Annotated in this window: 20 protein-coding genes; all 20 read right to left on the reverse strand. The window is 53.4% G+C overall.

Annotated features, from left to right (window positions below):
- Positions 1-57 precede the first annotated feature (57 nt).
- Positions 58-2,157 (reverse strand): flagellar biosynthesis protein FlhA, encoded by a 2,100-nt coding sequence (flhA, locus tag B4O97_RS13175; protein WP_083051491.1) that lies wholly within the window; start codon positions 2,155-2,157, stop codon positions 58-60.
- Positions 2,157-3,362: a flagellar biosynthesis protein FlhB gene (gene flhB, locus B4O97_RS13180; protein ID WP_083051493.1), complete on the reverse strand. Its 1,206-nt coding sequence runs from the start codon at positions 3,360-3,362 to the stop codon at positions 2,157-2,159. The genes flhA and flhB overlap by 1 nt, the downstream gene beginning before the upstream one ends.
- Positions 3,359-4,153: a flagellar biosynthetic protein FliR gene (locus B4O97_RS13185; protein WP_083051494.1), complete on the reverse strand. Its 795-nt coding sequence runs from the start codon at positions 4,151-4,153 to the stop codon at positions 3,359-3,361. The genes flhB and B4O97_RS13185 overlap by 4 nt, the downstream gene beginning before the upstream one ends.
- A 17-nt stretch (positions 4,154-4,170) precedes the next feature.
- Positions 4,171-4,440 carry a flagellar biosynthesis protein FliQ gene (fliQ, locus tag B4O97_RS13190; RefSeq protein ID WP_083051577.1) on the reverse strand — a complete coding sequence of 90 codons (270 nt, stop codon included), beginning with the start codon at positions 4,438-4,440 and terminating at the stop codon, positions 4,171-4,173.
- Positions 4,441-4,487: 47 nt separating this feature from the next.
- Positions 4,488-5,270: a flagellar type III secretion system pore protein FliP gene (gene fliP, locus B4O97_RS13195; protein ID WP_083051496.1), complete on the reverse strand. Its 783-nt coding sequence runs from the start codon at positions 5,268-5,270 to the stop codon at positions 4,488-4,490.
- Positions 5,271-5,311: 41 nt separating this feature from the next.
- A complete protein-coding gene (locus B4O97_RS13200; RefSeq protein ID WP_083051497.1) occupies positions 5,312-5,923 on the reverse strand; it encodes a FliO/MopB family protein in 612 nt (203 codons plus the stop codon).
- Positions 5,924-5,996: 73 nt separating this feature from the next.
- Positions 5,997-7,082 (reverse strand): flagellar motor switch phosphatase FliY, encoded by a 1,086-nt coding sequence (fliY, locus tag B4O97_RS13205; RefSeq protein ID WP_083051499.1) that lies wholly within the window; start codon positions 7,080-7,082, stop codon positions 5,997-5,999.
- Between the two features lie 2 nt (positions 7,083-7,084).
- The gene (gene fliM, locus B4O97_RS13210; protein WP_083051500.1) at positions 7,085-8,110 is read right to left on the reverse strand and encodes a flagellar motor switch protein FliM; all 1,026 of its coding nucleotides are present in this window, start codon (positions 8,108-8,110) and stop codon (positions 7,085-7,087) included.
- Between the two features lie 27 nt (positions 8,111-8,137).
- Positions 8,138-8,692 (reverse strand): flagellar basal body-associated FliL family protein, encoded by a 555-nt coding sequence (locus tag B4O97_RS13215; RefSeq protein ID WP_083051502.1) that lies wholly within the window; start codon positions 8,690-8,692, stop codon positions 8,138-8,140.
- Between the two features lie 91 nt (positions 8,693-8,783).
- Positions 8,784-9,509: a flagellar motor protein MotB gene (gene motB / locus B4O97_RS13220; protein ID WP_083051503.1), complete on the reverse strand. Its 726-nt coding sequence runs from the start codon at positions 9,507-9,509 to the stop codon at positions 8,784-8,786.
- Positions 9,510-9,523: 14 nt separating this feature from the next.
- On the reverse strand, positions 9,524-10,306 hold the full coding sequence (locus tag B4O97_RS13225) for a motility protein A (RefSeq protein WP_083051505.1): 783 nt from the start codon (positions 10,304-10,306) through the stop codon (positions 9,524-9,526).
- Between the two features lie 7 nt (positions 10,307-10,313).
- Positions 10,314-10,511 carry a flagellar FlbD family protein gene (locus tag B4O97_RS13230; protein ID WP_083051506.1) on the reverse strand — a complete coding sequence of 66 codons (198 nt, stop codon included), beginning with the start codon at positions 10,509-10,511 and terminating at the stop codon, positions 10,314-10,316.
- A 20-nt stretch (positions 10,512-10,531) separates the two neighbouring features.
- Positions 10,532-11,926 (reverse strand): flagellar hook protein FlgE, encoded by a 1,395-nt coding sequence (gene flgE, locus B4O97_RS13235; RefSeq protein ID WP_083051508.1) that lies wholly within the window; start codon positions 11,924-11,926, stop codon positions 10,532-10,534.
- Complete coding sequence (gene flgD / locus B4O97_RS13240; RefSeq protein WP_083051509.1) at positions 11,923-12,375, reverse strand: flagellar hook assembly protein FlgD; 453 nt, start codon at positions 12,373-12,375, stop codon at positions 11,923-11,925. The genes flgE and flgD overlap by 4 nt, the downstream gene beginning before the upstream one ends.
- A 12-nt stretch (positions 12,376-12,387) precedes the next feature.
- Positions 12,388-13,788 carry a flagellar hook-length control protein FliK gene (locus B4O97_RS13245; RefSeq protein ID WP_083051511.1) on the reverse strand — a complete coding sequence of 467 codons (1,401 nt, stop codon included), beginning with the start codon at positions 13,786-13,788 and terminating at the stop codon, positions 12,388-12,390.
- Positions 13,789-13,797: 9 nt separating this feature from the next.
- Positions 13,798-14,421 (reverse strand): periplasmic-type flagellar collar protein FlbB, encoded by a 624-nt coding sequence (locus B4O97_RS13250; protein ID WP_083051512.1) that lies wholly within the window; start codon positions 14,419-14,421, stop codon positions 13,798-13,800.
- Positions 14,421-14,873 (reverse strand): flagellar export protein FliJ, encoded by a 453-nt coding sequence (gene fliJ, locus B4O97_RS13255; RefSeq protein WP_083051514.1) that lies wholly within the window; start codon positions 14,871-14,873, stop codon positions 14,421-14,423. Before fliJ ends, B4O97_RS13250 begins: the two co-directional genes overlap by 1 nt.
- Positions 14,874-14,876: 3 nt before the next feature.
- Positions 14,877-16,184, reverse strand: coding sequence for a FliI/YscN family ATPase (locus B4O97_RS13260; RefSeq protein ID WP_083051515.1), 1,308 nt, complete (start codon positions 16,182-16,184; stop codon positions 14,877-14,879).
- A 32-nt stretch (positions 16,185-16,216) separates the two neighbouring features.
- On the reverse strand, positions 16,217-17,128 hold the full coding sequence (fliH, locus tag B4O97_RS13265; RefSeq protein ID WP_083051517.1) for a flagellar assembly protein FliH: 912 nt from the start codon (positions 17,126-17,128) through the stop codon (positions 16,217-16,219).
- Between the two features lie 12 nt (positions 17,129-17,140).
- Positions 17,141-18,208 (reverse strand): flagellar motor switch protein FliG, encoded by a 1,068-nt coding sequence (fliG, locus tag B4O97_RS13270; protein ID WP_083051518.1) that lies wholly within the window; start codon positions 18,206-18,208, stop codon positions 17,141-17,143.
- Positions 18,209-18,215: the final 7 nt, after the last annotated feature.

Consider the following 18,215-nt stretch of genomic DNA (forward strand, 5'->3'; position numbering starts at 1 on the left):
GGTCGCCTGTCCGGTCGCCATCGGACCTGTCTCTTCCGGCGCCGGCGTATCTCAAAATCAGGCGCTTTCGCGCTCATCCAGGCTTATTTCTCCCAGAGGTTCAATGTTTATGTCCGTCGGTATCTCCGGAACCGACAGGACCGCTACTTCCGGCAGATCCCGCAGAAGACTTGCCCGGACCAGGGGCCGGGCAGCTTCGGAACAGAGGATCAGGGGAACATAGCCCTGACGCTGTACGCTGTGAACGGCATTCGCGACAGCGTTAATCCAGCGACGATAGAGCCCCGGTTCCAGCGCTGCCGTGACTCCTGATGCCGTTTCCGTTCTCGAATCGATAATCTCCCCTTCCATCTCAGGATTTATCGTCAGCACGTGCAGAATCTTGTTGCCATCACTGAACTGCAGGCAGATCTGCCGTCCCAGAATCTGCCGCGCCTTTTCTGTCAGGAAGGTCGTATCCTTCGATACCGGGGCATAATCCGCCAGGGCCTCGAGAATGGGTACCATATTCCGTATGGAAACGTGTTCAGCCAGCAGGGATTGCAGGACCTTTTGAATCTCTCCCAGGGAGAGGACCTTGGTAACCTCATCCACAACGGCCGAGTAATCGCGCTTGAGCTCATCCAGGATCTTCCGCATCTCCTGACGTCCCAGCATCTCCCAGGCATGGGATTTGATGATTTCCGTCAGATGCGTTGCGATTATCGAAGGACTGTCCACGACAGTATAGCCGGCACGCTCCGCCTTGTCCCGCAAGTCCTCGGTTATCCAGAGGGCGGGAAGTCCGAAAGCCGGATCCCTGGTGGATTCTCCCTGCAGCTCCGTCTCAACGCCTCCGGGATTGATGGCAAGGAACTGCCCCGTCCGTATCGTTCCCCGGCCGACCTCGACACCCTTTATCTTTATGCAGTATTCAGAGGGTTCGAGGCGCATGTTGTCGATAATCCGTATCCGCGGAACCGCCAGACCCAGTTCCAGGGCGGTCTCGCGGCGGATGCGGGTGATTCTATCCAGCAGCTCCGCCCCCTGGTCCCTGTCGACCAGGGGTATAAGTCCGTATCCGAGTTCCAGCGAAAGGGGATCCACCGGAACGACGGGAGCGAACTCCGTCGGTCCTTCGGGTGCCCGCTCCTTCTCCGCCGCCTCTTCCGCCTGTTCCCGGAAGCGGACCTCCTTACGGGTAAGCCGGAAAGCCACGATCCCGGTAAGTATCCCCAGGGGTATCATGATGTACCAGGGGAAGCCCGGCAGGAGTCCCAGAAGGATTAAAGCAACAGCGGCGATCCAGTATACCCTGGACTGCTGAGAGAACTGCTTTGATACATCCGAGCCGAAAGTACCGTCTGATATTGCTCGGGTAACGATAAGACCGGTGGCGACGGAGACCAGCAGGGCCGGGAACTGGGTTACCAGTCCGTCGCCGACAGTCAGGGAAACATAGTTGTTCAGGGCTGCCGCAAAGGGTTCCCCGTGGATCGACATGCCCACGATCAGTCCGCCGATCATGTTTATCAGTGTAATGAGAATTCCGACTTTGACGTTACCCGAGACAAACTTCGTCGAACCGTCCATGGCCCCGTAAAAGTCAACTTCCCGCTGCAGGTCGTTCTTCTTTTTCTGGGCCTCCTCCTCCGTCAGGGAACCGGAATTGTACTCCGCTTCAATTGCCATCTGTTTTCCCGGCAGGGAATCAAGGGTAAAACGGGCGGCGACTTCCGCGACCCTGGTTGCACCCTTGGTAATTACAATGAACTGGACCGCGATTATTATGATGAATATGATAAGCCCGATAACAAGACCCTCGGAACCGGAAGTTCCGACGACAAAGGTCGCAAAGGCCCTGACTATTCGTCCGTCAAAATTGATTCCCTGGGAAAGAATCAAGCGGGTGGAAGAAATATTCAAGCCGAGACCGAACACGGTGGTTATAAGCAGTAAAGTCGGGAACACCGAAAAATCCAGTGCCCTGTGGGTATACAGAACAATGAGGATAACCACAAGGCTGAGCATCAGGTTCAATGCCATGAGAAGGTCAAGAATGAATGTGGGCAGGGGAATGATCAGCATCATTACAAAGAACAGAACACCCACGGCTACAAAAACATCACTGCGATTATTCAGAAAAGAGGTGGAGAGTATTTTCTGTACATCCGACATCAGCCTACCTCCCTTTCACGCCCGGCCATGCCGTAAACCTGGGCAAGGATAATGGCGGTTACTTCGTAATATGTTTCGGGAATCTCATCCCCTATTTCCACCTCGGCGTACAGGGCCCGGGCGAGAGGTTTATTTTCGATTACCGGAACACTGTTCTCCCGGGCAATCTCCCTTATTCTCAGGGCCATGTTGTCCTGCCCCTTGGCGCTGACCGTGGGGGCGGACATGGTTTCCCGCTTCCACTGCAGTGCTATGGCAAAGTGCGTCGGGTTAGTAATGACCACATCCGCCTCGGGTACCGCACGCATCATATTCTGGGAGAGAATCTGCTGCATCCGTTCCCTCAGCCTGCTCTTTATTAGGGGATCTCCCTCGGTCATCTTCCGTTCTTCCTTCAACTCCTGCTTGCTCATTTTCAGGGATTCCCGGTGCTGATGACGCTGGAACATGTAATCGGGAAACGAGAGTGCAAGCATCAGCAGTGCAGCCTCTATAAGAATCTTGAGAGCTGCAAGGGCTATTGCCTGCAGGGACATGAAGAAGGGGACATCCACGAAGCGTACAATCCTGTCCATCTCCATTCGTATATTGATATAGGCGACAAGACCGATGGCAATGACTTTGAAGAAAGTCTTCCCCAGGTTGAAAAGAGCTTCCGTGGAAAAGAAGGATCTCTGCAGGAATTTCCCCAGGTTCGGAACAATCTTGTTCATATCAGGGGTAATGGTCTTTGTGGTAAACAGAAAGCCCACCTGCAGAAGGTTCGCCATTATGGCGGAAACGAAGGCGATTCCAAAAACCGGCAGGGTAAGACGGGCGGAATACCGGACAAAAACGGGGAAGATTCCATTATCGCCCACTATATTCGTTTCCACCGACACCGTAAAAAAGTATTGAATCATCTCGAGCATTGTTTTCAGCGTATAGGATCCCAGAAGTGCGATGGCGAGAATGGGAAAAAGCAGGACTATGGCTGCGGAGAATTCGGAGGATTTGGCGACCTTGCCCTCTTCCCGGGCTTTTCGAATCTTATGCTCCGTCGGGTCCTCGGTTCTTCCTTCATCCTCCGCGGCAAACCAGTTTAAAGGAATCTCCCAGGGCCGTAAAACAGCTTCATGCCCGGCGGGTATTCTGCTGCGTATCAGGAGGAGGAAGTAAATCCGCTGAAGGCTCTCCAGAGCACGGGTAAGGGAATTACCAGTCATACCGCCGCCCCAGTTCCGGTTCTGAAAAGACGCATGATTTCCAGAAAACCGGAATTAAGGATGGTAACATAGGCAAAGGTTATAGCCGGCAGCGTAAGGAGCAGAACGATAAATGCGACCCCTATTCGAATCGGAAATCCCAGCATAAGCAGATTCATCTGGGGTGCCGCCTTCGCCAGGAGTCCCTCGGAAACCGTTACCAGCATCAGGGTGCCCATTACCGGAAAGGCGATAATAAGAGACTGTCCAAAGAGGTTTGTGAGCCCCCTTCCCAGCATGGAGACGATGTACTCCTGCTGCAGCACCAGATCCACGGCCCGGAAAGCCTGGAAGGAACGGTAGATCCCCTTCAGAAATATATCCATGAAACCGCTTGCCGCCATGAAGGCGTACATGGCAAGGAGGTTCAGAAACTGTCCCATCAGGGGCAGTTCGATCTGGGCCAGGGGATCGAACACCACGGAGGCTCCGAATCCCATTTGAAAAGCGTAGAACTGTCCGGAAATCAGAAGTACCGAATAGATCATGGTAATGAAGAATCCCACAAGGATTCCGATCATCGCCTCTCCCATCATCAGCATCCCATAACCCAGGGCGTTGTCGGGCAGGGGATATCCGAATCCCTGTACCATGGGAAACACCGCCAGGCTGGTAAAAAGGGTAAGGGCGACCCGGGCGACCCCGGGAATGGAAGACGACGAAATAAGCGGGGCGGTCTGAAACAGGGCGAAAATCCGCGCGAAGATGAGAAGATAAATCTGGGCGTTTACAATAACCTGTTCAAACTCCATCTGAAATTACATCATCCTTACAATACCATCTGCGGTATCTGTCGAATAATATCGATTGTATAGGCCCGCATGGAACCGAATATAATCGGTCCAAAAAGGACCAGGGCCAGAAATATTGCAATTATCTTTGGAACAAAGGTCAGTGTCTGTTCCTGGATCGAGGTCGTGGCTTGAAAAATAGAGATGATCAGTCCGACTCCCATACCAATAAGCAGCATGGGAGAAGAAATAATCAATACCTGAAAAACCGCGTTCCGCATCAGGGCAACGGCATATCCAATGGACATTTTCTCCTCCCGTAAAATCAGCACTTTTTTCCCGGCGCCGCCGGTTTTTAAAAGAAACTCGCCACAACCTGTTCCGTAATAAGCCCCCAGCCGTCTACAAGTACAAAAAGGATCAGCTTGAAGGGCATGGAAATCATAACCGGCGGCAGCATTATCATACCCATGGACATGAGGGTTGAAGCGACAACCATGTCTATAATGATAAAGGGTATGAACAGCAGAATCCCGATCTTGAAGGCAACGGTCAGCTCATGGAGTACAAAGGCCGGTATGAGTACATGAGTCGGAACCTCCGTTGCGTTTGCCGGACGCGGCAGATCCGACAGGCGCATGAACAGTTCGATATTGTTATAATTCCGCTGCATCTGCCTGAACATAAAAAGCCTTAAAGGGCCTTCCGCATTTGCATACATCTCTTCAAAACCGATATCCCCTTCGGCGAAGGGAACGAAACTCTCTTCATACACAGTGGTCAGGGTCGGCCACATTATGAAAATTGTTAAAAACAGAGCGATACCCATGAGTACCTGGTTAGGCGGCACCTGCTGTAACGACAGAGCCCGTTTGATAAAGTCAAACACGATAGCGATACGCAGAAATGCAGTGGTAAGTATTAGTATCGATGGAGAGAGGGTGATGACCGCAAGAAGCAGAAGCAGCTGCAGCGACAGTGCGACTTCCTGATTGTCTCCGGCGCTCCGGATCGTGAGATCGACAAACGGAATATTCAAGCCGTCAGCTGGTACATTGACATCCTGCGCCTCCTGGGCAGTCAATACACCGCTACACGTCACCACTATCAGCAGGATGACGAGTACTTTTTGTTTCATTCCCCCCCCGGTACATCTCGAAACTACTCACTTCAGCATACTCACAGATTCTTCATCCTTTGTCCCTGGTTTTTCAGGAAGTGGGCCGATGACGATACCGAGTCGTCCCCGCCCTCTTCGTTTCCGGAAAGAAGTCCGCCGATAAGCTGCCTGAAGCTTTTTTTCGGGGAGGAATCTTCCCGGGCAAGAAAAACGTCAATCTCGTCACGGCTCTCTTTATCATCGATTTCCGCGATAAGGTTGACGCTGTTTTCGGCGGATCCTACAAGCAGGAAACGCCGCCCCAGAGAAATAAGATGTACACTGCGTGTACTGGAGAGGGATTTTGAAGAGAGGATCCGGATAAGATCATTGTCCGGGTATCCCCTGCCCGCAATGCGCTTGAGCAGGAAGAACAGTCCGTAGATAGCTGCAACGACTCCCCCGAGAACCAGGACCATGGAGACAAAACTCCATATCGTGAGGTTTCCACCGGGCTCGACAGCTTCTGTTGTGTTGTTTTCCGCAGCTCCTTCACCGCCGTCGAAGATTATGTCTTCTTCAGACACAATGGCTTCTCCTGCAGGAGCTTCGCTTTCTTCCCTTTCCTGTGCTGAGAGGCTACCAACCACAGCCGCCACTAACAGCAGGAAAAGAAGCACGTTTTTTTTCAATGTCCCCCCCCAGAGACGTTATATCATAAGCCTACCAACAAAGTCGGCGTTTGTCCAGATTTAACTCCTTATATCATGTCAAATCAGACATTCTTTCCATGGGAGATACGATTTCGGTTACCCGAACACCGAAATTCTCGTCAATTACAACAACCTCGCCCTTGGCGATGAGTTTGTGATTAACCAGAATATCCACCGGTTCGCCTGCCAGCTTGTCCAGCTCGATAATCGTTCCTTCTCCCATTCCAAGAATCTCACGGATGAGCCGCTTGGTCCGTCCCAGCTCAACGGTCATCTCCATATAGACATCCATCAGGAGTCCGATATTTCCCTGATCACCGGCCGCAGCCTGGGGATACAGATTAGGAAACTGAACCGACTGTACATTCGGCGGCTGCTGATAACTCATGCTCATGCCCTGAGGCATCTGCTGTTGCATTCCTCCTCCCATCATTCCCTGTCCCATGGCGCCCATCTGCGATGACGGCTGAACACCGGGAGATGGAGAAGCCTGTTGAGGCTTAACGACATCTGAAACAGCGGAAATAGAAAATACCTCCATCAGCTGAGAAGGTTTTTCTCCTTCGATAGTCACGGGGTAACTGACTCTAAGGAACCCGTCACCGGGCAGTGAAATATCGTCCCGGGAAAGTATCTCGGTTTCCCCGGGACTGGTCATTACGGTCTTCCGTACAGCATCTCCCAGGGTAGTGGCTATGGCCCCGGCAAGGGTATTTCCCGCTTCCGACAGGGCGGACAGGGCTGCCTCGTCCAGGTCAATCTGCTCCTGTCCCATCATCAACCCGGCTATGGCGGTAGCCAGATTGACAGGCATCAGGTACATATGTTCCCCCACAATACCTTCGGAAAAACCTATGCTGGTTACCACCAGCTGTTCAGGAGCGGTCCCGACAAAGCCGTCCCGGGTCATAAATTCAACCTCGGGCTTTCCGATGTTGACGCTTTTTCCTATAATGCCGCTCAGATTCGAGGCCTGACTCGATACAGCCCCGGACAGCTTTGACGCGAAGGCCATCTGCTGTTCCTGGGATAACCCGGCGGGAGCCTGGCCTGCGCTCTCCTCCCCGCCAAAATCAAATCCGCCGCCGCCCTGCAGCAAAGCATCAATTTCGTCTTGCGATAATGAACCATCACTCATGGCTACTCTTCTCCTTCGACGGCGAGCTCTTCGAACTCTTCTTTTTCTATATCCTCAAGTTTCTGTGTTATCTGCACAGCCACCTTGTTTCCCACAAGGCCCGGCCTGCAGAGAAACTTTTTACGGTTCCCGATCTTCAGAACCATAGGGTCCGTTGTTCGGGTATCCTGAAGCCGTATGACATCTCCAACCCGGAGAGACAATACATCCCGCACGGTAAGGTTAATACTGCCGATTTCCGCAACAACATTGACATGTACGGTGGACAGACGTTCCTTTATGATATTCAGGTTCTCCGTTGTCGCACCGGAACGCACGGTGGAATACATGTACTGTGCTGAGAGCTTGGAAATAATCGGCTCGATGGTCAGATAGGGAATACAGAAGTTCATCATACCTTCCACTTCCCCGACCTTCGTTTCCAGGGTTACAAGCACAACCATTTCCGTGGGAGGGACAATCTGGGCGAACTGGGGATTCGTTTCAATCTGTCCCAGCCGCGGCCTGAGATCGATAACCTGGCTCCAGGCTTCCCGAAGGTTCCCCAGTATGCGGACTATGATTCCCTCCATTACCGACTGCTCGATATCCGAGAGGTCCCGCTGCACCTTCGTCCCTTCCCCCTGTCCGCCGAAGAGGCGGTCGATGATGGAAAAAGTAATGGCGGGATCGATCTCCAGCACCGCGGAGCCCTTCAGGGGATCCATATTTATTATCCCCAGGGTAGTGGGATTGGGTATGGACCGTATAAACTCCTCGTAGGTCAGCTGATCAACCGAGGCGACGTGGACATGGACCATGCTCCGAAGCTGCGCGGAGAGGGCGGTGGTGGTCAGGCGCGCGAAGGTCTCGTGCATAATGGAGACAGTACGAATCTGTTCCTTGGAAAATTTGTCCGGACGCTTGAAATCATAGATCTTGATCTTCCGCTGATCCGTTGCCTGAGAAACCTCTTCGCTTTCGATATCCCCTGTCGAAATCGCCGTTAACAGCTGGTCGATTTCATCCTGGGATAAAACCTCATTCATCCTCTACCCTCTAAACCGTCTCGGATGCTAAAAATCAAGTATCTGCAGGTCCATAATAATAACCCTTTCGATGTTTGGACCTGTAAGCCTGTCATTGATAAGGGTCTTCAGTTCGTTTGTTATCTGGGCCTCGTGCCGGGGAGTAAGCTCCGCCGCATTTTTTGTGCTGAAGTAGTGCCGTATTTCCGCCTGCAGAGGTGACTGCCGGTCGTTCAGCTCTGTAAGTATGGTTTTATTGTCCTTCTCGAAGCCGATCTTTACCTTGACGATCACCGTCATGGGTTCGGTATCCGAGGTCCTTGTACGGATCTCCTCTATTCCGTCCCACCACTGCAGAATCGGGGCGACTCCCTGGTAGTCCGGAGAAACCGCGGGCAGGGACTGCTGTGCCGAACCCCGTCCGAGGATCTGCATGGTAATGACAACCACGGTGACAATAAAGATTATAGCCGCAAGCCCCATGGCTACCAGCTTGAGGATTTTTATTACTATTTCGGGGAGAAAACCTCCCCTTCCTCCGGAGTCCGGTTCAACACCGCCGGTTACATCTTCGTCGCCGAATACGACATCTTCGTCTGCCATGTCCACCTACTCCTGAAGAGCGGTAAATACCGCCCTTACATAAAAAAGTATCAAATATATGTTCCTTATGCAAACCCTCATTGTTCCCTGCCTATAAGTGTCCTTCACTCAGGATTACAATGTCTATACGCCGGTTGTAGGCCCGGCCTTCGGGGGTATCATTCGTCGCCAGGGGCACCGTATCGGAAAAGCCTGCAACCTGAAACTGGTCCTCCGGCACCCCGTACTGAACCAGGTATTTCAGGGTATTGATCGCCCTTGCCGAGGACAGCTCCCAGTTCGTCGGCCAGGGACCGGTCGGATCCGTTGGAGCCGCATCGGTATGCCCTTCTATCCTGAACTTCCGTCCCTCCAGGGATATAAGCAGCTGAGATACCTTCTGCAGGGTCTCACGGGTATTTTCGATGTCTATCTCCGCACTGGCGGGGCGAAAAAACGAATCCGCCGCCAGACTGATTATAAGGCCCCGTTCATCCTCGGTAACCCGGACCTTCTTGGTCTTGATCTCCGGCTGGAACTGGCTTATCGCCCGCTTGCGGGCCTTGTCCAGGGCCCTTCCCTTGTCGACGGAAGGCAGGGTCATGATGTTGTTTCCCAGTTCCGCGAGCTCCCCTGCCTGGAGGGTGTTGCCCCCCTCGAGAACACCAAGACCGGAGAAGGCAGCCAGGATCAGCTTTAACTGGGAACCGTCCACCTCCGCGGTGGTATACATCATTACAAAAAATGTCAGAAGAAGGGTCACCATATCGCCATAGGTGAGCATCCAGTCGGCGGCGCCTTCGGGGGGACATTTTTTGCATTTATTCGGCCTTGGCATGCTTGCTACAAATCCTATTCGGCGGCAGATTCCGCCATGATTGCCTCTCTCTTAAGGGGAGGCAGAAAACTCAGAAGCTTGACTTCGAGAATCCGGGGGTTGTCTCCGGACTGGATGGAGAGGATCCCTTCGATCATAATCTCCTTGACCAGGGTCTCACCCTTGTCCCGGTCCTCCAGCTTTGCCTTGATGGGAATCAGTACCAGGTTGGCAAATATTGCACCGTACATGGTGGTAATAAGAGCCAGAGCCATACCCGATCCGATGGAATCAGCGTCGTTAAGGTTTGCCAGCATGGCGATAAGCCCTGCCAGGGTACCGATCATTCCGAAGGCGGGAGCGACCTTTCCCCAGAAGTCGAAGAGCATTATTCCGTCCTGGTGGCGTTCCTGTATCTGATTCAGCTCATTGTAGAGAAGGTTCTTGATTATTTCCGGATCAGTACCGTCGACAACCAGCTGAATTCCTTTTTTCATGAACTCCTGTTCAACCTCTTCCAGGTCGTCCTCCAGGGCAAGAAGCCCCTCGCGGCGGGCTTTTTCGGAAAAGTTGACCAGGGTGGAAATAATGGCCTCTTCTCCCCAGTTGGGAACATTGAGGGCATGGTTCAGATAACGCATCATTCCCAGCACCCGCTGAAGGGGACTGGAAACCATCAGGGCCGCAAAGGAGCCGCCGATAACCATAAAGATCGATGGAATATCGACATAGGAAGTCAGGCTTCCACCGGAAGTAAAGATTGACATCAGGATCATCACAAATCCGAGTATCAATCCAATAATCGTTCCTAAATCCATTCTTCGGTTACTCCTCGTTCTTGAAGGCCCCTATCTGCCTGCGGTATTCGATAATCGAATTCATAATCGTCCGGCGGTCCTCCCGGACCACCAGACGTTTACCCGACAGCATAATCAGGGTTGTATCCGGATTGGCTTCCATGTATTCGATCTGATGGGGGTTAACCCAGTAGACCGTTCCATCCAACCTTGTTACTTCAATCATCTGCGGCCTATTCTAACCCCTTAACGCTTTAAGGTCAAAAGCTCCTGCAGCATCTGGTCCGATGTTTGTATCGTTTTACTGTTGGACTGGAAACCCCGCTGTGTAACGATCATGTCGGTAAATTGTTCCGCCAGGTCCACGTTGCTCATTTCCAGGGCGCCGGCGATAAACTTGCCCTTGCCGGCAACACCGCTCTCGGAGACATTCGGGTCGCCTGAGTTGTTGGTCACGATGTAGGTACTCTCGCCGGCCTTCTCGAGCCCTCCGGGGTTAACGAAACTCGCCAGGGCGACCTGTCCGATGGTACGGTTGGTACCGTTGGAATAGACCCCGGTTATCATTCCGGACTGATCGACTTTGAAGCTCTCCAGGTATCCCATGGGATAACCGTTCTGCGCAAAGGCCTTGGTGGAACTCTTTTCAGCAAACTGGGTCATGGAGTTCACAACGCTCCCAACCTCTCCCAGATTCAGATTGAAGGTCTGCCGCAGCACGCCGCCTTCAGCGTCGGGATTGGCGTCGGGCACATCGAAAGAAATCTGCGTCTGAAGCGCCCCCTCTGTCAGTATATCACCCTGGGCGTCGGTTACCGATTCCAGGGTCCCGAGATTGTTGAAATTTACCGTAAAAGTGGCTGTGGCGTTGTTCGCCTCCCCGACCTCGGCAAGGGTGTTCGCCGTATCTGCACCGTCTGCGTCGGGATTCATGATTACCACCGCATCCCAGCTGTTCGGAGCTCCCACGGTCTTGGTAAAGTTAATCCGCATGGTGTGGGTGTTCCCGAAATCGTCATACACTGTCTTGTCGATGGTCCAGGTGTTCTGCAGTACTTCCGCGGGGCCCGCGTCGGCGGGGATTTCTCCAACTCTCTTATCCAGGTTACAGGCCAGATAGACTTCGCTGGTTGCGGAGGCAGGGTCCTTACCGCCTATGGGAATGGTAATGTCCCCCACATCGGAAGCTGTATTGATGATTGTCTGCCCCTCCACCTCCTGGGCCATCCATCCCTGGACCTTCAGGCCATTGGCGGGATTCACCAGGGTACCGGCTTCGTCAAGGCCAAAAGCGCCGGCTCTGGTGTAGAACTCCTTGTCTCCCTCCCGGAGGATAAAGAACCCGTTTCCCTGGATTGCGATATCCGTCATGACCCCGGTGGTCTGCAGGGAGCCCTGGGTGTGGATGGTATCGATAGCGGCAATAGTCATACCCAGTCCGACCTGTTTCGGGTTTACTCCCCCAAGGTCATCGGTAGGACGGGCGGCCCCGGACATTGTCTGGGACAGCATATCCTGAAAATTCACCCTCCCCTTTTTAAAACCGATCGTGTTGACGTTGGAGATGTTGTTACCAATAACATCCATCCGCGTCTGGTGATTCTGCAGACCGGAAACACCGGCATAAAGGGACCGCATCATATGTTCATATCCTCCTGGCGCATTACCTTTTCAATTTCATCCACATCGTAGTAGGTTCCGTTTACAAGAACCTGGGGGAATTCCCGTCCGGATACCGCTTCTACGGTACCGCGAATAACCTGATCTCCCCGAATAATCTCCACCTCGTGTCCCAGGGTATTCATGGCCTTCGATGAAGCCATTACCCCGGAGAGCTGAGTAAAGGAGCTTGCCATGTTCGTCATCTGTTCCAGTGTTGAGAACTGGGCCATCTGGGCAATAAACTCCTTGTCCTTCATGGGTTCACTGGGGTCCTGATGGGTCAGCTGGGTCAGAAGAATTTTAAGAAAATCATCCTTGTCGAGCTCCTGCTTTGACTGCCTGCCGGGATCGATCGTCTTGTTCAGCAGATCAACCTGCATCTGTGTTCTTGCCTTGTCGGCGCTGTTCATGGTTGTGGAAATATCCATCCTGCTCTTCTCCTACACATATACATTGACCCGACTCTCGCCGAAAATATAATCTTCGACCCTGGGTACCTGGTCATCAAAAATCCTGGTCATTTTTTCAAGAGGAAGCCCTTCGAGATTCTGTTCTCTTCGTCTTCCGGAAAAACCTTCCCTCTGTCCGACAGAGACGTCCAGGCCGGCGGTCTGAAAACCGTTTTCCCGGAAAGCCCGGTTCAGGGCCTCCATGTTCTCCTGAAAAACCTCTCGTACACTATTATTTTCGACAATTATTCGGCCGGCTATATGCCTATTATCCGAGAGATTCAGCCGTATCCGTACTTCCCCCAGTTTTTCCGGCTTGAGTATCAGGCGGATCTCACCCTGGTCCCTGTCCTTGAGTACAAACTGGGCTTTTTTTATGATCTCCCCGTTCCCCTCTTCCTTCAGAGCACGGGAAAGGTCTGCTGCAGCCTGGGCGGGACCGGTCTCGCCGCGGGAAATCGTGGAATCCGCCTTTCCATTGAAAGCCTCGATAACGATGAAATCCTGACGGTTCTGGCCTTCCGGCTTCAGGGAATCCTGCAAGCTGACAGCCTCGATCTTCTGTGCCTGGTGTGAAGCTGTCTGTTCGCTTTTTGTCTCCTTTCGGCTGCGAAGATCGATAAGTTCGGCCTTTACCGTCTGCCGCTGGGCATCATCGCCGGAATGAACCCTGCGAACAGCGGATGCATCGCGGCGGGCCTCACTGTCATGTCTGGTTTTTTCTGCAGCCGCTTTTCCTGCCTCTTTTGCACTTTCAGCATCTCCGGGGCCGATCCCTTCGCCGGATACAGTAAGGCCCTTTATGGCCGATTTTTCCTTATCCCTGGCATCAGAATCTGAGGTTTCTGTACGTCTTTCGGAAGAAGATGCTGACTTTTCCGGATCTATTCCGGCTTCCGCCTGTACCGGGACCTGTATCTTTACATCTGATTTGTTGTCTTTACCGGTTCCACGGGCTCCCGCGAAGACATTTTCAGGATTATTGACCTTCCGGCTGTTCTTTTCGGTGGTCTGTTTGCCATCCCCCCGGGGGGTCGGAACATGGACGGGGTTCTCTTTTTCATCCCTGGAAACGGATTCATCCGATCCTTCGCCGGAATGGTCCCTGTCTGCTTCCTTACTGTTTTCAGAAGTGTCGGTTTCCTCTTTTTTTGATTTCGCGGCGGCGTCCTTCACGGTTTCCGCATCTTTCGATTCCTTCGCCCTGCCAGGACTCTCCCCCTGAAGGTCCGCGTCTGTTTTCTCAGTCTCCCTCTGATCCGCCGAATTGCTCCTTTCCGTTTCTGCACGGGCAAGGTATTCGCCGAAAGGAGGCCCCTCAAGCTCCGTTACCTGGGGAGAAAACTCCGCAGGTCGATGGTCGCTGGAGATAAACTCTACCGGGGATATCATCTTTTTGTATCATCCTCCTTGAACCTCCGGTTTCTTGAGCATTTTTCGGTTTAAAACCGCAGCTCTGTCCGCAGGCATCAGAGACAACCAGTACGAAACGACCGAAACGTTCCCGGCCTCCCGGGCCATCTGTTCGGTCATGCGCAGAATGTCAATCACATCCTGGTCGTCCATTGCAACGAGCCGTTCGACAGCCGCTTCCGGGGGCATCCCCGCAAAATACTCCGCGGCTTGACGAAGGTTTGCACTCTTATTTTCGTACTGTTTTACAATTTCATTGAATGATTTTTCCCGATCTTCCAGCGCCTTTTCCCGCTCTTCAAGGGCTTCCAGCTTTTGAACAATCTCCTCTTCCCTGATATCCAGCTGCTCTTCCTGTTCCAGGAGGGCGGTTTCTCTCCGGTCAAGCTCTTCCCACAGCTTCTCCAGACGTGCCTCATCCAGCAGAAGGACGGAACCGTCATCCGGAACCTGCTCGGGGGTTTCCATTCCCAGCAGCCGGAACACCGGGTTCAGTCGTTCCCGGACATCCACCAGGCCCAGATGATCGAACCAGAGTAATCCACCGAGGAACAGAATTCCAATCAACAGGACGAGGACGATTATCCGGTATCCTGCATTTACCTTTGCCATTACTCTTTTCCTCCCGCTTCAATACGACGTGCGGCGGCACTGCTGTTCAGATCGTCCTGTTTCAGAATCTCGTTTTTGCGTTCTTCCCGGTAAAATTCCGCCGCTTTTTTTTCTTTCAGTTTCTCGAATACCTTTCGTTCCCGGGACGCCTCGATATAGCCGGCCTGTATTTTTTCCCGTTCCTTTCCAAGCCGGCCCAGATCCTGATGCAACTGACTGCTGGTATGCTCCATTCTCCTGATGTAATTTTCCGCAGCCACCCGGGCGACAAAATCATTTCCCGCAGCAGCTCCGGAAACAAAAGCCTGACGCCTCTTCCGCCCGCACTCGGCAATCCGCTGGCGAATCGCTTCCATACGTCCGGTAAGCTCGCCGAGTTTCTGTTCCCATTCCCGTTCCCGGTACTCCTTGAGTTCGAGGAGCTTCTGCAGCTTGAAATGAAAACGTCGCATTGCCTAATCCGTCCCCGCCAGTGAACGCAATGTTTCCAGAGTGTCTGCGATATCCGCCCGCTCATCGATTCCCTGCACCAGGAAGTCCCGTATGGCAGGCATCTTGGCGATTGCTTCATCCACAAGAGAATTGGCACCCTTTACGTATGCTCCCACGTTGATAAGGTCTTCGGACTCATAGTAGGCAGACAGCAGCTGTCGCAGTCTTCCCGCAGCTTTCAGGTCCGCTTCCTTCGCCACCTTGTTTCCCAGGCGCGACAGGGAATCAAGGACATCCACCGCCGGATAGTGATACCGCTGTGCCAGCTGCCGGCTCAGGATAACGTGTCCGTCCAGAATACCCCGTACCGTATCTGCCACGGGGTCATCCATATCATCGGCGTCCACAAGAATGGAATAAAATCCGGTAATTGTTCCCTTGTCGGAGGTACCGCAGCGTTCAAGAAGCTTGGGCAGCAGGGAAAAAACCGAGGGGGTGTATCCCCTGGTGGCCGGCGGTTCGCCCACGGCGAGGCCGATCTCCCGCTGGGCCCGGGCAAAACGGGTTACCGAATCGAAGAGAAGCATTACATCCTTGCCCTGGTCCCTGAAGTATTCGGCAATGGCCGTGGCGACGTAGGCACCTCTGAGGCGTGCCAGGGGGGGAGTATCGGAGGAGGAGACCACCAGCACTGAACGCTTGAGCCCCTCAGGCCCGAGATCGTTGTCGATGAACTCCTTGACCTCCCTGCCGCGTTCCCCGATGAGGGCAATCACGTTGACATCTGCGGAGGTGTTCCGGGCGATCATACCGAGAATGGTGGACTTTCCGACCCCGGAACCGGAGAAAATACCCAGTCGTTGTCCCTTTCCCACGGGGGTAAAGGCATCCAGGGAACGGACCCCGGTAACAATGCGTTCCTTAATGGCGGCACGACGCAAAACATCCGGCGGCTCCGCTATGACCGGGTAGGTTTCCACCGAACCGAGGGTGGGCCCGTTGTCCATGGGTCGGCCAAGGCTGTCCAGTACGCGCCCCAGCAGTCTGGGAGAGACGGGAACAGAGAGGGATTCACCCATGGCGGTAACACGACAGCCTGCCTCAATGCCCTCCATGCCCAGAAAGGGCATCAGCTGGACAGATTCCTCGGAAAACCCGACGATCTCCGCCGGCACGGTTCCCCTGCCCTTGGGGACATCGATATGACATAATTCGCCCACCATCCCATGGGGGCCGTGACTCTCGATCATGAGCCCCTTCACGCGCTGAATGAGTCCCGTATATTTTATAGGATCAAAGTCGCTGAGAACTGTATTATACTTTTCGAACATCCTTCCCTCCCTTAAAGGATGAACCTGGAACCTCAGGCCTCCCCTTTTTCTCTGATGGGTGCCATCTCCAGGATTTTTTCCTCAATTTCGTTGAATTGCGATTTTATCCTGGCATCGATCTCCCCGAAGTCTGTCTCGATAATACAGCCTCCACGGTCTACCCGGGAGTCTTCCATTACCGTTATGGATCTGACGTTCTCGACCATACGCATGAAATCCTTGACATGGTCGGTGGTAAGATCAACGTCTTCCAGGTTAACCCTGAGAATGACGTCTCCACGGCTCTTGAGTTTTCTCAGGGCCTGAATAACATTATTGATGACCACGTTCTTCTGGTTTTCCGAGATAACCTTGATTACCTTCTTTGCAATCAGAAGAACAAGGTTGATCACCTGGGTTTCGGATTCCTCGATTATCTCCGTGCGCTTTTCGATGGCGGAACTGATGATACCGTGAAGGTGGGTGACCAGCCGTTCAACCTCACCCCGACCCTCCTGGTAGCCTTCTTCCCGACCGGATTCAAAACCCTCGGCGTAGGCGTCCTTACGGATCTGTTCGAGCTGATCGTTGGCCTCTTTGAGAATCTCATCCCGCCGGGCTTCGGCTTCCGATTCAATCTCCGCGGCATTATCCTCGGCTTCCTGCTTCAGCTTCTCCCCTTCATCGGTCTTGGCCTTGAGAACCTGAAAAGCCCGTTCCTCCGCCTCCTTGACGATATTCTCCGCCTCTTCCTGTGCGGAGGCGATCATCCCGGCCTTCTCTTCTTCCCACTGAGCCCTGAAGGCCTCAGCCTCTCTGCGCAGGTCATCGGCGGTTGGTCCGCTGTACTCCTCTGCGGGAACAGGAACCTCCACGGGCTTCTGTTCCTTGAAGGGGGTATCGAGAACGATTCTGCCGGAACTTAACTGTGTTACCTCCGTGGGCCGGAAAACATTCTTTGCCATTCCCTACCTTCCCTATACCACCATCTCGTCCTCGCCGGAACGGGCAACAACAATTTCGCCCTGGTCCTCGAGCTTGCGGATAATGGAAACAATCTTCTGCTGGGTCTCCTCAACGTCCTTAAGCCGCACGGGACCCATGTACTCCATCTCCTCCTTGAGCATTCCCGCGGCGCGCTTGGACATATTGCGAAAAATCTTGTCCTGAACCTCGGCTTCCACACCCCGCAGGGCCTTGGCCAGTTCTCCGGTATCCACCTCCCGCAGCACCTTCTGAATCGCCCGGTCGTCGAGAAGCACGATATCCTCGAATACGAACATGCGCTTCTTGATCTCCTCTGCCAGTTCCGGATCCTCCTCTTCAAGGCTTTCGATGATGGTCTTTTCCGTCGAACGGTCCACCATATTGAGGATCTCAACGATATTCTCGACTCCACCGGCGGCGGTGTAGTCCTCGGAACTGAGGGTCGAAAGCTTCTTCTCAAGGACCCGTTCGACCTCCCGCAGAATGTTGGGGTCTGTACGGTCCATGGTTGCAATGCGCTTGGATACATCGGACTGTATCTCGTGGGGCAGACTGGCAAGTATTATGGATGCCTTCTGGGGTTCCAGGTAGGCCAGGATCAGAGCGATGGTCTGGGGATGCTCCTGCTGGATAAAGTTCAAGAGGTGCGCGGGGTCCGTACGCCGGATAAAGTCGAAGGGACGCACCTGCAGCGAACTGGTCAGACGATTGATGATATCCACCGCCTTCTGGGCACCCAGGGATTTTTCGAGAAGCTCCCTGGCGTAATCGATACCTCCGGAGGTTATGAAGTCCTGGGCCATCATGAGTTCCTTGAACTCCATCAGCACCGTGTCCCTGTCCTCAGAATCGATATTGTCCAGCCGCGCGATCTCGAAGGTAAGCGCTTCAATTTCGTCTTCCCTGAGGTGTTTGAAAATCTCCGACGAGATTTCCGATCCCAGGGTGACAAGAAAGATTGCAGCCTTCTGACGACCGGTGAGTTCCTTCTTTAAGCCCTTCTTGGGAGCCCCGCCTGCGGCGGCTCCCGGGGTCTGTGCTTTAGCTTGTTTGGCCATATCGAGT

This window comes from Marispirochaeta aestuarii (assembly GCF_002087085.1).
Lineage (GTDB): Bacteria > Spirochaetota > Spirochaetia > JC444 > Marispirochaetaceae > Marispirochaeta > Marispirochaeta aestuarii.